Here is a 15,176-nt window from a genome sequence, read left to right as displayed (position 1 = left end):
CAGCGTAAACTTCAACCATAACAATTAGGGTCGGAGTCGGATTAATTTTTTGTGAGTTGCTGAAAATTTTAATTAGGGACAGAGTGATGCCGTATTAAAAAAAACCGCGGGAACTGGCGATTCCCGCGGTTTTGATATGCTGCTCAGGCCGCTTCTGGCTTGATCTTGAACGGCCTGCCGCGCTTGGCCGGCAGTACCTGGCGCTTGACCTTGTGCTGCAGCGCCGTCTTGAATTGCTCGCTGCCCAGCGGCCAGCCCTTGAGCAGCGCCTGGCCGATGCTGGCCACCTCGTCCTCGCTCAGCGCCGGTTCGGCCAGCGCGATGTAGGCCGCCTCGCGCTGGAACGGCGTGTTGCCCAGCTCCCAGAACTTCGGATGGTCGACGATCAGGCCGTCCGAGCGCAGCCCGGCGTGGTGCGGGTAGCTGGACCACGGATAATCCTCGGCCCGCCCCACCATGCCGTTGCGCACCGGATTGAACTCGATATATCGGCTGCACGACATGAAGTATTGCTCTGCGTCGATCAGCGAGGTTTTGTAGCGTCCGTTCCACAAAGTGCCGCTGCGGCCATATTTTTGGTTGAAATAGGGCACGTAGTAGCGGCCTATCCACTGCATCATCTGCCCCAGGCCGTCCGCATCGGCCGGCGTGACCAGCAAATGCAGGTGGTTCGGCATCAGCACATAGGCGTGCACCGCCACTTTGTAGTTCTTGGCGGCGGTGCGCAGCCAGCCCAGGAAGGTTTGATAATCTTCCGTGTCCTGGAAGATAGCCTGGTTGTTATTACCGGTCTGGATAACGTGGTGCGGCTGGCCGGGGACGATCAAGCGGGGTAGACGTGCCATAAATTTGCGCAAAATGTATCGAATGCGGCCATTCTACACCACTCTGTCCCCGATTATTCAGGCGCCCAGCAAAACCGGCATGACTCTGTCCCTCTTTTTGCTTAAATTGCCGGAAAGCTGGAACACGCTGACCACCCGGGCCAGCGCGCCGCTCTGGTCTTGCAGGGCGGCGGAGGCGGCCGCCGCTTCCTCGACCAGCGCGGCATTCTGCTGCGTCACCTGGTCCATCTGCGCGATGGCGCGGTTGATCTGCTCGATGCCATTGGTCTGCTCGGCGCTGGCGGCGGTGATTTCGCCGATGATATCGGTCACCCGCCGCACGTTGACGACGATTTCCCGCATCGTGCTGCCGGCCTGGGCCACCAGGCGCGCGCCGCTTTCGACCTTGTTGACCGAATCGCCGATCAAGGCCTTGATCTCCTGGGCGGCGCTGGCGCTGCGCTGGGCCAGGTTGCGCACTTCGGTCGCCACCACGGCGAAGCCGCGGCCCTGCTCGCCGGCGCGGGCCGCCTCCACCGCCGCGTTCAGCGCCAGGATATTGGTCTGGAAGGCGATACCGTCGATCACCGCGATGATGTCGACGATTTTATGCGCGGAAGCGCTGATCTCGCTCATGGTGTCGACCACTTCGTCGACCACGCTGCCGCCCTTGACCGCCACTTCCGAGGCCGACAGCGCCAGCGTATGCGCCTGGCGCGAGTTGCTGCCGTTCTGCTTGACGGTGGCGGTCAATTCCTCCATCGACGAGGCGGTCTGCTGCAGCGAACTGGCCTGCTGCTCGGTGCGGGCCGACAGATCGAGGTTGCCGCTGGCGATCTGGCCTGAGGCGGTGGCGATGGTGTCGGTGCCGCTGCGGACCTGGCCGACGATGTTCACCAGGCTGGCGTTCATGTCCTTCAGCGCTTGCAGCAACATGCCGGTCTCGTCCTTGCTGCGCACGTCGATCTTGCTGCTCAGGTCGCCGGCGGCGACGGTCTGCGCCACCCGCACCGCCTTGTGGATGGGGCCGGTGATCGAGACGCCGATGATGTAGGCGAACCAGGCGCCCAGCACCAGCGCGCCGGCCGTCAGCGCCAGCAGGAAGCGCTGGCCGGCATGGTATTGCGTCTGCACCTCCGCGCCCAGCGCGCGGCCGACGCCGGCCTCGTAGTCGCCGATTTTCTGCACGCTCTCCAGGTAGGCGTTGAATTGGGGCTCCAGCTTGCTGTCTGCCAGGGCGCGGGCGCCGGCGAGGTCGCCGCTCTTCTTGAGCTTGAACAACAGGTCGCGGCTGGCCGCATACCCCTTGCGCACCGACGCAACCGCCTCCAGCAAGGCTTTTTCCTCATTGCTGACGAGCAGGGGTTCGAGTTGCTTCTGGATGGCGTTGACGCGCGCGCGGGTGGCGGCGGCTTTTTCGGTGAGCGCCGGCGATTCGGCCGTTTCGGTATTGCGGGCAAAGGCCAGCACACTGACGCCGCTGATGCTGATCTGGTTATGCCATTCGGCGGTCAGGCGCTCCTTGACGCTGGCGCTGCCGACCATCTGTTCCGTCAGGTCGCCGACCGCCTGCAAGCGCCACATCCCTGCCATGGCCATGCCGACAACCAACAACATCACCAGGCCAAAGCCGCCGGCCAGGCGTATCCCAATCTTCCAATCGCTGTAACGCATTGCCATTCTCCCCAGCAGGTGTAGGTGGAGAATTCATGCTACGGCAAAGCTGCGCTTAGGAAACTCTCACATTTCCACACAACAAAATTACTATCGGGATTTGATCAAGACAAGTTGAAGCTGGCGGACAGGCTGTAGCCTTCGCCATAGGCGCTGCGCAGCGGCAGGTCCTGGCCCAGGCCGGTGCGGGCTTTTTTGCGTAAACGATACACCAGCATGTCGACCCGGCGGCCGGCGTCCGGATCGTCGCCGCCGATGCCGGCCACGATCACCTGGCGCGGCACGGGACGGGTGTTAATCGTCAGCAGATGCAGGAAATTGCATTCTTTTTCGGTCAGGGTGATCGCCATGCCTTGCAGCTCCAGCTGGCGGGCGCTGACTTTGAGGGTCCACTTGCTCGGCGCCGGGATGGTTTCCTGCGGACCGACGCGACGGTCCAGCGCCTCGATGTGGGCGGCCAGTTCCGGGAATTTGATCGGCTTGGTCAGATAATGGTCGGCGCCCAGGCGCAGACCGAGGATGCGGTTGTCGAACGCGACCCGGCCGGTCAACACCAGCAGACCGATCTGCGGGTACAGCTGGCGCATCCGGGGTATCACATTGAAACCGTCTTCGTCCGGCAGGCCCAGATCGAGCACCACCACGCCGACATTGCCCTGGCTCAGGGCGGACCACATTTCGCTGGCGTTGTTAGTGATGTGCACTTCGTGTTCAAGCTCAGTCAGGAACTCTGCCATTTCTTCGGCATAGTCCAGATTGTCTTCCACGATGAGTATTTGCGTCATTGATGCGCCATTCGATCGATTATTGAGCAACAGTGCTCAGTACTGCCTTGCTATTTCAGCTTGCGCTCAAGGAATTATCACTGCTGCCACCCGCCCGCGCAAGGCTTTTCCCGGCGCTGGCCGCTATGGGCAGCCAAATCCGAAATTCCGTGCCGCTTTCAGAAACATTTGTTGCCGTCAGCATTCCACCGTGTACATCGACCACCGCGCGCGCAATATACAGGCCCAAGCCGGACCCAGCGACGCCTGCGGCATTGCTGCCGCGGAAGGATTTGTCGAAAATATGCGCCAATTCCGCGGCCGGCACGCCGGCGCCGTGATCGCGCACCAGGAACTCGACGCCGCCCTCGCTTGCCATTTTGCCTATCAATTCTATCGGAGTATTGGCAGTCGTGTACTTAATTGCATTGTCGAGCAAAATTTCCAAGCATAAACGCACACCGGCGGGGTCGCAGCGCATCCATTGCGGCAGCGCTTCGATCCGCACGCTCACGGCCGGACGGCGGCCGCGGGCCTGCTCGGCCACCGCTTCCAGCAGCGTGGCGGGGCAGATTTCATTCGGCTGGCGCTCGCGGCCGATGCTGGCCATGCGATCGGGCGACAGGTACTCGTCCAGCATCGCCAGCATGCGGTCGACCGCGGTCTGGATCCTGCGGTAGCGCTTGCGGGTGCCTTCGTCGTGGTGGGCGCCGGTCATTTCCAGGCGCTGCACGGCGCCGTCGATGGTCGACAGCGGCGTGCGGAATTCGTGCGACAGCATGGAGGCGAACTTTTTCTGCTGCGCGGCCAGTTCGCGGCGCGCGCTCAGGTCGCGCACCACGCCGACCACGGAGACAGCGACGCCGCGCTGGTCGACGATCAGCGTCGATTCGATCTCCACCGGCAGCAGGCGGCCGTCGGCATGGGGCAGTTCGGTTTCACGCAGCAGGCGCACGCGGCTCAGGTCGCCGCCGGCGTGGCGTTCCAGCCGGGCGGGCAGCTGCAGCAACAGGCCGGCCGCCAGCGCCTGCGCCGAGTCCAGCGTGTAGCCGAACTGGCGCTCGGCGGCCGGACTGAGCCAGGACAGTTGCAAGGTGGCGCAGTCCGCCATCCAGCTGACCTCGCCGCTGTGCTGGAGCAGCAGCCGATAGCGCTCAGCCTCTTGCTGCGACTGGCGCAACGCCGCTTGCAGTTCGGCGACGGTCGCCACTTATTCCGCCAGCGGTGCGAAGATCTGCTGCAAGTCTTCCTGGGTGAGCGCCATTTTCTGCGACTCGCCTTCGGCCAGGATGGATTGCGCCAGATCGGATTTCTTCTGCTGCAGCACCTGGATTTTTTCCTCCAGCGTGCCCTTGGCGATCAGCTTGTAGACGAACACCGGCTTGTCCTGGCCGATGCGCCAGGCGCGGTCGGTGGCCTGGTTTTCCGCCGCCGGATTCCACCACGGATCGTAGTGGATCACGGTATCGGCCGCCGTCAGGTTGAGGCCGACGCCGCCCGCCTTCAGGCTGATCAGGAAGATCGGCACCGCGCCCTGCTGGAAGGCTGCCACTTGCGCGCTGCGGTCCTTGGTCTCGCCGGTCAGCAGCGCATACGGGATATCGCGCGCTTCCAGCTCTTCCTCGATCAGCTCCAGCATGCTGGTGAACTGCGAGAACACCAGGATCTTGCGGTTCTCTTCCAGCAAATCCTCGACCATCTGCATCAGGTCGATCAGCTTGGCCGAGCCGGCCGTCTGCTTCTTCGACGGCAGCGACTTGACCAGGCGCGGATCGCAGCACACCTGGCGCAGCTTCAGCAGCGCCTCCAGGATGACGATCTGGCTGCGCGCCACGCCCTTGCGGTCGATCTCGTCGCGCACCTTCTGGTCCATGGCCAGGCGCACCGTCTCGTACAGGTCGCGCTGGGCACCGGTCAGTTCGACCTTGCGCACCATCTCTGTTTTCGGCGGCAATTCCTTGGCCACGTTGTCCTTGGTCCGGCGCAGCAGGAAGGGCTTGATGCGGCGGTTCAGCAGCGCGCGCCGCAGCGGATCGTCCTGGCGTTCGATCGGGTGGCGGAACACGGTGTTGAAACCCTTCTCGTCGCCCAGCAGGCCCGGCAGCAGGAAGTGGAATTGCGACCACAGCTCGCCCAGGTGGTTTTCCAGCGGCGTGCCGGACAGGCACAGCCGGTGGCGCGCGCGCAACAGGCCGGCGCTTTGCGCGGCCTTGCTGCGGGTGTTCTTGATGTAGTGCGATTCGTCCAGGATGACCAGGTGGAAATCATGTTCGCGCAGTTTTTCCTCGTCGCGCGGCAGCAGCGCGTAGGTGGTCAGCACCAGGTCGGCTTCGTCGATCTGGTCGAACTGGACCATGCGGTCCTTGCCTTGCAACAGCAACACGCGCAGGCCGGGGGCGAAGCGCGCCGCCTCTTCCTGCCAGTTGCCCATCAGGCTGGTCGGCGCGATCACCAGCGCCGGCGCGGTCAGGCGGCCGGCTTCCTTCTCGACCAGGATGTGCGCCAGGGTCTGCACGGTCTTGCCCAGGCCCATATCGTCGGCCAGGATGCCGGCGAAGCCGTACTCGCGCAGGAACTGCATCCACGACAGGCCGTCGGTCTGGTAGTCGCGCAGCGTCGCCTGCAGGCCGGCCGGGGTGGCGACACGCTTGACGGCGCCGAACTGGTTCAGGCGCGCGCCCATGTCGCGCAGCTCGGCGCCGCCGGTCCAGTTCAGCTCGACGTTGCGGGCCAGGTCGTCCAGGCGCGCCGCGTCCAGCGTGGCCATGCGCAGCGAGGTCTTGATCTTGTCGCTGAAGTACAGCTCGCCCAGCGTGGTCAGGATGGGCTTGACGCGTCCCCATGGCAGGGCGACGCGGCTGCCGTCCGGCAAGGTGGCCAGCATCTGGTCGTCGTCGCCGTGCAGGGCGATGGTCTTCGGATTGAAGTCGTTCGGCGCGCTGCGTATCATCTGCACCAGCACCGGCAGCAGCGGCACGCGGTCCTGGTCGACCATGATGCCCAGTTCCAGCTCGAACCAGGCGTGGCCGCCGTCGGCCGGGTCTTCCACCACGTCGGCATACCAGTCGCCGACATCGCTGACGTCGTAGCGGTACTTGACGGTTTTCTCGACTTTCCAGCCGGCTTGCTCCAGCGCCTCGATGCCATCGCGGGCGAAGCGCAGCCATTCGGCCTGGGTGGGCAGCAGCAAGCCGCCCTTGACGCTGCTCAACGGCAAGGTCGCGGGCGGCAGGAAGTGGCGTTCGCTCAACAGCGACAGGGCCAGCTCTTCGGCGGCGCTGTCGCGCTGGATGATCTCGGTGACTTCGCCCTTCTGGCGCACCACGCGCTGCGACGGGTCGAAGGAGACGCGCTCGCCGTCGTAGTCGAAGGACAATACGGCGAAGTCGTGCCAGCGTTGCAGCGAGCCGTCGGCCAGCATGGCGGCGTCCAGCGTCAGCACCGGACGCGGCTTGACGTCGTCGCGCACGCGCTGCGGCAGCGGCTGCGGCAGCGGCATCAGCTGCTGCAGGCCGTGGGCCAGCAGCAGTTGCGAGACGCGCATCTTGTCGTTATTGGTCAGCAGCGGGGCTTGCGCCACCAGCGCCTGCAAATCGGCCAGCGGGATCGACGCGCCGCCCTGGTTCAGCAGCAGCACGCCGCAGGAAAGATTGTCGATATACCAAGGCGGATCGGTCGGCAGCATGTAGTCGACCTGGTCGGCGCCGACATGCTTGGCGTTCGGCGCCGCCTGCACCTGCCAGCCCAGACGCAAGCCCTTGCCTTCTTCGCGCCAGGCCAGGTTGGCTTCACGCATCACGCCGCCCTTGAGCGGGTAGACCAGGCCATTGCCGACATCGGCCCAGGAGTTTGCCCAAAGCAATTTATCCTGTTCGGCCAGCATGCTCAGCAGGGCCGCGCCGATCTTGCCGCGCGGCTCGGTGGCGGAGCCGGTCTGGGAATTCTGTCCGCTGCGCATGGCAACGAAGAAACGGATCAAGTCCTCGTCGCCGGCCGCGAGGAAGCTCGGCGGCGCCGACAGCAGCGAAAACACTTCGCTCACCGGGCTGGCCGCGGCGACGTCGCCGTTCGAGCGCAGCCGCGCCTTGTACAGGCACAGCGCCACATGGCGGCCGCCGCTGGTGGGCGCCATCACGTAGATCAGCTTGTATTGGGTTTGTTGCTTCGGATCGGTATCGACCGGCGGCGCGTTCAGTTTGGCTTTGGGATGCGCTGCCGCATCCACACGCTGCAGCCAGGTGGCTACGGCGTACGACAATTGATTCGCGGGCGGCGCAGGGCGGGCAGGAGATGTTGGGGCGGCCGGAGCAGCTGGCTTGGCGGGAACATCGTCGGTGGCGTCGTCGCGGGTAAAATCCATAGGTCGCATTGTTGGTCAAAGATGGTTCAAAAACGGCAACAGGCGATATTATCCGCCATACACGCGTTCGTGTTTGCGGATTCTTCATAAAACCCGCATGTAAACGTGTTACTTGCGTGTTACTTGCATATTACTTGCGCGTTCCAAAGCCGCGCACAGTCCTTTTGGACTGTCAAGACTGGCACATTCGCGCCGATTGCGTATGATTCCGGGCTTGACTGCTTAGGAATCGCCCACATGTTGCCTTCAATCGAACAACGTCTTGCCCTGGAACTGATTTGCAAACCGGTACAGGTTGCCGCCGCCATCGCCCTGCTGGACGAAGGCGCCACGGTGCCCTTCATCGCCCGCTACCGGAAAGAAGCCACCGGCGGCCTGGACGACATTCAACTGCGCCTGCTCGAAGAACGCCTGCGCTACCTGCGCGAGCTGGAGGACCGCCGCGCCGCGATTGTGGCATCGATCACCGAGCAGAATAAGATGACGCCGGAACTGCTAGATGCTGTCATGCACGCGGAAGACAAGACCCGTCTTGAAGACTTATACCTTCCTTACAAGCAAAAACGCCGCACCAAAGCGCAAATCGCCATCGAAGCGGGCCTGGCGCCACTGGCCGACGGCCTGCTGGACAACCCGGACCTGAACCCGGAGATGGAAGCCAACAAATTCCTGCGCGACGCCTTCACCACCGCCGAGGGCAACAATCCCGGCGTGGCCGACATCAAGGCCGCGCTGGACGGCGCCCGCCAGATCCTGATGGAACGCTTTGCCGAAGATGCAACGTTGCTGCAATCCTTGCGCGAATACGTACTGGATCATGGCATTGTCGAATCCAAGGTTATTGAAGGTAAGCAAGACGAAGGCGAAAAATTCGCCGATTACTTCGACTATTCCGAAACCATAGCCACCGTGCCGTCGCACCGCGCGCTGGCGCTGTTGCGCGGCCGCCGCGAAGGCATCCTGGATGTCGCGCTGCGGCTGGACACCGAAGCCGAAAAACCGAAGTGGGACGCGCCGCACAATCCGTGCGAAGGCCGCATCGCCGCCCGTTTCGGCATCAAGAACCAGGGCCGTCCGGCCGACAAATGGCTGGGCGACACCGCCCGCTGGACCTGGCGCGTGAAGAGCTTCATGCACCTGGAAACCGAACTGATGGGCGCGCTGCGCGAGCGTTCCGAGCTGGACGCGATCAATGTCTTCGCCACCAACCTGAAGGCGCTGCTGCTGGCCGCGCCGGCCGGCCAGCGCGCCACCATGGGCCTGGACCCGGGTCTGCGCACCGGCGTCAAGGTGGCGGTGGTGGACGCCACCGGCAAGGTGGTCGACACCGCCGTGATCTACCCGCACCAGCCGAAGAACGACTGGGACGGCTCGCTGCACACCCTGGGCAAGCTGGCCGCCAAGCACAATGTGTCGCTGATCTCGATCGGCAACGGCACCGCCTCGCGCGAAACCGACAAGCTGGCGCAGGATTTGATCAAGCAATTCCCCGATCAGAAAATGACCAAGATCGTCGTCTCGGAGGCGGGCGCATCGGTGTACTCGGCGTCGGAATTCGCTTCGCGCGAACTGCCGGACATGGACGTGTCGCTGCGCGGCGCGGTGTCGATCGCCCGCCGCTTGCAGGATCCGCTGGCCGAGCTGGTCAAGATCGATCCGAAATCGATCGGCGTCGGCCAGTACCAGCACGACGTTTCGCAGACCCAGCTGGCCCGCTCGCTGGACGCGGTGGTCGAGGATTGCGTGAACGCGGTCGGCGTCGATGTGAACACCGCCTCGGCGCCGCTGCTGGCGCGGGTGTCGGGCCTGTCGGCTTCGGTGGCGCAAGCCATCGTGTCCTACCGCGACATCAAGGGCGCGTTCACCTCGCGCGCGGGGTTGAAGGCGGTGCCGCGCCTGGGCGACAAGACCTTCGAACAGGCGGCCGGCTTCCTGCGCGTGATGGGCGGCGAGAACCCGCTGGACGCGTCGGCGGTGCACCCGGAATCGTATCCGCTGGTGGAGAAAATCCTCAGCGACATCAAGAAGGACATCAAGGCCGTCATCGGCGAGACCGCGCTGATCAAGACGCTCAATCCCGCCAAGTACGCCGACGACAAGTTCGGCGTGCCGACCATCAGCGACATCCTGAAGGAGCTGGAGAAGCCGGGCCGCGATCCGCGTCCCGAGTTCACCACCGCCACCTTCAAGGACGGCGTGGAAGAGATCCGCGACCTGCGCCCGGACATGATCCTGGAAGGCGTGGTCACCAACGTGGCCGCGTTCGGCGCGTTTGTCGACATCGGCGTGCACCAGGACGGCCTGGTGCACATCTCGGCCTTGTCGAACACCTTCGTCAAGGATCCGCACACGGTGGTCAAGGCCGGCCAGGTGGTCAAGGTCAAGGTGCTGGAAGTGGACGAGAAGCGCAAGCGCATCGCCCTGACCATGCGCCTGAGCGACAGCGCGCCGCAAGCCGGCTCGCAGCCGCAGCAGCGCGGCGATCGCAACGACCGCAAGAGCATGGGCCAGCACCAGAAGCAGGCCGCCAAGTCCGAGCCGGTCGGCGGCAGCATGGCGGCCGCCTTCGCCAAGCTGCGCGGCTGACCTTCCGGCAGTAAAAATACCGCTGCCGGCGTTTTCTTATAAAATGACGGCATCTATTTACATCTTTTCACTGAGGCAGCTATGAGCGACGTACAAACCTGGATCAAAGAAACCGTGACCAGCACCCCTGTGGTGCTCTTCATGAAGGGCACCGCCCAGTTCCCACAATGCGGCTTTTCCGGCCGCGCCATCCAGATCCTGAAAGCCTGCGGCGTTGAGAACATTGCAACCGTGAACGTGCTGGAAGATCCTGAAATCCGCCAGGGCATCAAGGACTATTCGAACTGGCCTACCATTCCTCAGCTCTACGTCAAGGGCGAGTTCATCGGCGGTTCGGACATCATGAACGAGATGTTCGAGTCCGGCGAACTGAAGGCCCTGCTGGATGCCTGATCGTCCGCGGCCTCTCGTGGCCCGGCGGATTATTATCGCCATCACCGGCGCCACCGGCGCGGTGTATGGCGTGCGTCTGCTGCAACAGTTGCAACATACCTCCGGCATAGAGACGCATCTGATCGTCTCGGATGCCGCGGTCCTCACGCTGCACCAGGAAACCGGCTTGCAGCGGCGCGAAGTCGAAGCGCTGGCCCACGCGGTGCACAAGGTGCGCGACGTCGGCGCCTCGATCGCCAGCGGTTCTTTCCAGTCGGATGGGATGATCGTCGCGCCATGCTCGATGAAGACGCTGGCGTCGGTGGCGCATGGCCTGTCGGACAACCTGATCGCGCGCGCGGCCGACGTGGTGCTCAAGGAGCGCCGCCGGCTGGTGCTGATGGTGAGGGAAACGCCGTTCAACCTGGCGCATTTGCGCAATATGACGGCGGTGACGGAAATGGGCGGGATCATCTTTCCGCCGCTGCCCAGCTTTTATCACAACCCGCAAAGCATTGCGGAGATGGTCGACCACACGGTCGGCCGGGTCATCGATTTGTTCGGCATCGAGCACACGCTGGCCCCGCGCTGGAACGGCATGAAGCCGACCAGCGATTCCAACTAAGACCTGCGGTACCGCACCTGCTCCCCCAGCCTAGCGTTTATCGAACTGCGATCCGCTGGCTTTCTTCAGATCCCGTGCTTCCTCGACCATGCGGCGGTGGGCAATGCGCTTGCGCATCACTTCCGCGTGCTGGGCGGCGGTCATCGGGGGGACGGTCATCAAATCTTTTAACTGCGCGACGTTGCTGTAGTTACTTTTCATAAGACGGCTCAAAAGCTTGGCTCCCGAAGTAAATGCTGCGGCTCAGCGATGGCTGATTGCCTATTGTGCCTCAAATCCGTGTCGAAACTATGACAATTCGTAAAGCCCCCGAAAATAAAAAGGGCGCCCCCTGAGGGACGCCCTATCCGAACAAAAACCGGCCAAACCGTGAAACTAGTTTCACACGGAAACACTTTCGGTCTCAGCCACAAACGGTCAAAATAACTCCGTAGTAGTACTTAAAATGACTACTTTTGGTAATTAACCCGCACCAGCATGCGAATAAATTCGCGTGCAATCTGGCGGTGATGTTCGTCCAGGCGTTGCAAATCCGCGATCAGCTTGACGTCGGCCGACTCGAAACGCGACAGGCCGTTGCCGCCTTCGCCAGTGGGCGCGTCCGCTTCGGCGCCGCCAAAGCGCAGCCATTCGGCCGGCACGCCCAGCCAGTGGGCGATCATGCGCAGCTTTTCCTGGGTCGGAATCGCCTCGCCTACCAGCCATTTGCGGGCGGCGTGGACGGTGATCGGTCGACCATCGAAGCGTATATTGAATTCCCGCGCCAATCGAGTCGGGCTGTCGGGGGAGTAGTGGGCGTTTTTGAGAGCCTGTTGCAAGCGCTGGCTAAAGCTTTCGCGTTCATTAGAAGAATTCATAATTGCACTATTTCACGTTGCGTCATGAAAGTCAGTCTCTTGTTTTTAAGATCTGATTGTGACGTGATGGGATTTTATAATTAACACTTTATCCTCTGTAAGTGCAAGCACGGGCAAGAACCTGTGCCGAACTTTATTCGGTTTCCCGCTGTCAAACGAGCCGATGCCCCGGAGCCGTTTTCAGTGGAAATAGTGAAGTTATTACAATAACACCACTACTAGTTTACGGCCACCCTTTCGACGCTACGCAAGGCGGAAACGTATGATGCCGTCCGCTCCTGTTTCACGGCGCACGATACCGTCGTGCCACAATTTGTGCAAATGCGCCAGCGCCTCGCCCAGCGCAAAGCCAAGCTGGTGGGCGTCTAACGGCCGTTTGAACATCATCGGCACGATGTCGGCCGCCGATTGCCAGTCGCGGCAGGCATCGACCACCTCGGCCAGCCGCTCGACGTGGTGCTGGCGCAACTGGGCTATGCGGGTATGCAGCCCCCGGAACGGTTTGCCGTGCGAAGGCAGCACCAATACATCGTTCGGCAAGTCAACAAACTTGCCCAATGAGTCAAGATACAGCGTCAGCGAGTTGGCTTCCGGTTCCACCGCAAAAACCGACACATTGGTGGAGATGCGCGGCAGCACCATATCGCCGGCGATCAGCACGTTCAGTGTCTCGCAATACAGCGAAGCGTGCTCGGGGGCATGGCCGAAGCCGGTGATCACCCGCCAGCGATGGTCGCCAATAACAACCAACTGTCCATCCTGGATGCGGGTGTAGGCGGCCGGCACCGACGGCACCAGGGTCGGATAGTAGTTTTTTCGGCTTGCCATCTTTTCCAGCATTTCCGGTTGCTGCAGGCCGTGGCGCTGGAAATGCGGCAGCGCCGCCGAACCGTCCACGCCCGGCAGCGCTGCCGACATCATGCGCGCGAACGCATATTCGCCGGTGGTGGTCCACAGCGGCGCATCCCAGCGGCGGCATAGCCAGTCGGCCAGGCCGATGTGGTCGGGATGGCAGTGGGTGGCGAACACGCGCCCGATCGGCAAGCCGTCCAGGCCGTTTTCGAAGATGGCTTCCCAGGCTGCGCGGGTGGCGTCGCCGGCGACGCCGCAGTCGACCACGCTCCAGCCGTCGCCGTCGCGCAGCAGCCACAGATTGATATGATCCAGCGCAAACGGCAGCGGCATGCGCAGCCAGCGCAGGCCGGGGACGATCGGGTGCACGGCGCCGGTGGCCGGGATGGTGTCGCCCAGCGGGTAGTCCAGTTGCAGTTCGAGCGGGTTCATTTTTATACTTTCGGGAAGTCAGGCGCGCTACAATGTGCTTGACGTTGACGTAAACGGAAATTGTACGACTTTACCGCAAACCCAGAGATGCCCAACACTTACACCATCACCGAACTGTCCCGTGAGTTCGACATCACGGCGCGCGCCATCCGCTTTTACGAAGACCAGGGCCTGCTGAGCCCGTCCCGCGAAGGCGCGGGCGGCCGCAACCGCGTCTACACGCCGCGCGACCGCACCCGCCTCAAGCTGACCCTGCGCGGCAAGCGCCTGGGGCTGTCGCTGTCGGAGATCAAGAGCCTGGTCGACATGTACGAATCGCCGAAGGACACCAGCGCCCAGATGAACCGCTTCCTGGGCGTGCTGGCGCAGCACCGCGAAACGCTGGAACAGCAGCGCGAGGACATCGAAATGTCGCTGGCCGAAATCACCGCCCACGAGGACGAATGCAAGCGCCTGCTGGCCGCCATCGGCGAACCCCGGCCGGCCACCATCTGACAAAAATAACAATATTGCGTGGCGGTCCACCGCCACCGCTGCTTTACGTTTACGTTAACGTCACACCGGCGTATTATTGACGCTTCCATCAAAACACAAGAATGAGGACGACATGCTCCATCTCCCAGGCCTGACCTTTGACCACGGCGAAGACATCGCCGCCCTGCGCGAAGCCGTGCAACAGTTCGCCGCCGCCGAAATCGCGCCGCGCGCCGCTGAAATCGACCGCAGCGACCAGTTCCCGATGGACCTGTGGCGCAAGATGGGCGATCTGGGCGTGCTCGGCATCACCGTCGGCGAGGAATACGGCGGCGCCAACATGGGCTACCTGGCCCACATCGTCGCGATGGAAGAAATCTCGCGCGCCTCGGCCTCGGTCGGCCTGTCCTACGGCGCCCACTCGAATCTGTGCGTCAACCAGATCAAGCGCAACGGCACCGAAGAGCAAAAACAAAAATACCTGCCGAAGCTGATCTCCGGCGAACACGTCGGCGCACTGGCCATGTCCGAGCCGAACGCCGGTTCCGACGTGGTCAGCATGAAGCTGCGCGCCGACTTCAAGGGCGACCGCTGGGTGCTCAACGGCACCAAGATGTGGATCACCAACGGCCCCGACGCCGACGTGCTGGTGGTCTACGCCAAGAGCGACCTGGAAGCCGGCCCGAAAGGCATGACCGCCTTCCTGATCGAGAAAGACTTCAAGGGCTTCTCCGTGGCCCAGAAACTCGACAAGCTGGGCATGCGCGGCTCGCACACCGGCGAGCTGGTGTTCGACAACTGCGAAGTGCCGGCCGAAAACGTGCTGGGCGGCCTGGGCAAGGGCGTCAACGTGCTGATGTCCGGCCTGGACTTCGAGCGCACCGTGCTGTCCGGCGGCCCGCTGGGCATCATGCAGGCTTGCATGGACGCGGTGGTGCCGTACATCCACGACCGCAAGCAATTCGGCCAGCCGATCGGCGAATTCCAGCTGATGCAGGGTAAGATTGCGGATATGTACTCGACCATGATGGCGTGCAAGGCATATGTGTACGCCGTCGGTCAGGCCTGCGACCGGGCCAAAACCCCGGAAGCGGTCCGCCAGTTGCGCAAGGATGCAGCGGGAGCCATTTTGTATAGCGCAGAAAAAGCGACCTGGATGGCCGGCGAGGCGATCCAGACGCTGGGCGGCAACGGCTACATCAACGAGTATCCGGTCGGCCGCCTGTGGCGCGACGCCAAATTGTATGAAATTGGCGCCGGCACCAGCGAAATCCGCCGCATGCTGATCGGTCGCGAACTGTTCGCGGAAACCAAGTAAGCATCGCGTGTGCGTGCGCTGGCCCGGCGGCCGTATTC

The 15,176-nt window shown here is 62.9% G+C and carries 13 protein-coding genes; 5 read left to right on the top strand and 8 right to left on the bottom strand.

Annotation, left to right across the window (positions count from 1 at the left end; genetic code table 11):
- Positions 1–143: 143 nt before the first annotated feature.
- The 5 genes from AC1RMD_RS02645 to AC1RMD_RS02625 form a co-directional block, all read right to left on the bottom strand.
- Positions 144–845 (bottom strand): REP-associated tyrosine transposase, encoded by a 702-nt coding sequence (locus AC1RMD_RS02645; protein WP_492923368.1) that lies wholly within the window; start codon positions 843–845, stop codon positions 144–146.
- Between the two features lie 57 nt (positions 846–902).
- Entirely contained in the window at positions 903–2,498 is a 1,596-nt protein-coding gene (locus tag AC1RMD_RS02640) for a methyl-accepting chemotaxis protein (RefSeq protein ID WP_492923366.1), read from the bottom strand.
- Between the two features lie 104 nt (positions 2,499–2,602).
- A complete protein-coding gene (locus tag AC1RMD_RS02635) occupies positions 2,603–3,283 on the bottom strand; it encodes a response regulator transcription factor (protein ID WP_116991391.1) in 681 nt (226 codons plus the stop codon).
- A 55-nt stretch (positions 3,284–3,338) separates the two neighbouring features.
- Positions 3,339–4,472, bottom strand: coding sequence for a PAS domain-containing sensor histidine kinase (locus tag AC1RMD_RS02630; protein ID WP_492923364.1), 1,134 nt, complete (start codon positions 4,470–4,472; stop codon positions 3,339–3,341).
- Positions 4,473–7,622, bottom strand: a complete 3,150-nt coding sequence (locus AC1RMD_RS02625) for a DEAD/DEAH box helicase (RefSeq protein ID WP_492923362.1) — start codon at positions 7,620–7,622, stop codon at positions 4,473–4,475.
- A 237-nt stretch (positions 7,623–7,859) separates the two neighbouring features.
- On the opposite strand from AC1RMD_RS02625, the gene AC1RMD_RS02620 reads away from it, so the two are divergent.
- The 3 genes from AC1RMD_RS02620 to AC1RMD_RS02610 all read left to right on the top strand — a co-directional run bounded on the left by AC1RMD_RS02620 (position 7,860) and on the right by AC1RMD_RS02610 (position 11,205).
- Positions 7,860–10,208, top strand: coding sequence for a Tex family protein (locus AC1RMD_RS02620; protein ID WP_492923360.1), 2,349 nt, complete (start codon positions 7,860–7,862; stop codon positions 10,206–10,208).
- An 81-nt stretch (positions 10,209–10,289) separates the two neighbouring features.
- A complete protein-coding gene (gene grxD, locus AC1RMD_RS02615; RefSeq protein ID WP_492923359.1) occupies positions 10,290–10,601 on the top strand; it encodes a Grx4 family monothiol glutaredoxin in 312 nt (103 codons plus the stop codon).
- Positions 10,594–11,205 (top strand): UbiX family flavin prenyltransferase, encoded by a 612-nt coding sequence (locus tag AC1RMD_RS02610; protein ID WP_492923357.1) that lies wholly within the window; start codon positions 10,594–10,596, stop codon positions 11,203–11,205. Before grxD ends, AC1RMD_RS02610 begins: the two co-directional genes overlap by 8 nt.
- Before the next feature lie 30 nt (positions 11,206–11,235).
- On the opposite strand, the gene AC1RMD_RS02605 is transcribed toward AC1RMD_RS02610, so the two are convergent.
- The 3 genes from AC1RMD_RS02605 to AC1RMD_RS02595 all read right to left on the bottom strand — a co-directional run bounded on the left by AC1RMD_RS02605 (position 11,236) and on the right by AC1RMD_RS02595 (position 13,346).
- Positions 11,236–11,406 (bottom strand): hypothetical protein, encoded by a 171-nt coding sequence (locus AC1RMD_RS02605; RefSeq protein ID WP_020703835.1) that lies wholly within the window; start codon positions 11,404–11,406, stop codon positions 11,236–11,238.
- A 248-nt stretch (positions 11,407–11,654) separates the two neighbouring features.
- On the bottom strand, positions 11,655–12,062 hold the full coding sequence (locus AC1RMD_RS02600; RefSeq protein ID WP_492923355.1) for a hypothetical protein: 408 nt from the start codon (positions 12,060–12,062) through the stop codon (positions 11,655–11,657).
- A gap of 243 nt (positions 12,063–12,305) precedes the next feature.
- Entirely contained in the window at positions 12,306–13,346 is a 1,041-nt protein-coding gene (locus tag AC1RMD_RS02595; protein ID WP_492923353.1) for an MBL fold metallo-hydrolase, read from the bottom strand.
- Positions 13,347–13,433: 87 nt separating this feature from the next.
- Between AC1RMD_RS02595 and AC1RMD_RS02590 the strand changes: the two genes are divergently transcribed.
- Together AC1RMD_RS02590 and AC1RMD_RS02585 are read left to right on the top strand one after the other, a co-directional pair.
- On the top strand, positions 13,434–13,841 hold the full coding sequence (locus AC1RMD_RS02590; RefSeq protein ID WP_492923351.1) for a MerR family transcriptional regulator: 408 nt from the start codon (positions 13,434–13,436) through the stop codon (positions 13,839–13,841).
- Between the two features lie 112 nt (positions 13,842–13,953).
- Positions 13,954–15,138, top strand: a complete 1,185-nt coding sequence (locus tag AC1RMD_RS02585; RefSeq protein WP_116991384.1) for an isovaleryl-CoA dehydrogenase — start codon at positions 13,954–13,956, stop codon at positions 15,136–15,138.
- Positions 15,139–15,176 lie beyond the last annotated feature (38 nt).

The organism is Duganella sp. GW822-FHT06D06, assembly GCF_058799615.1.
This window is presented reverse-complemented; position numbering and strand designations above follow the sequence as displayed.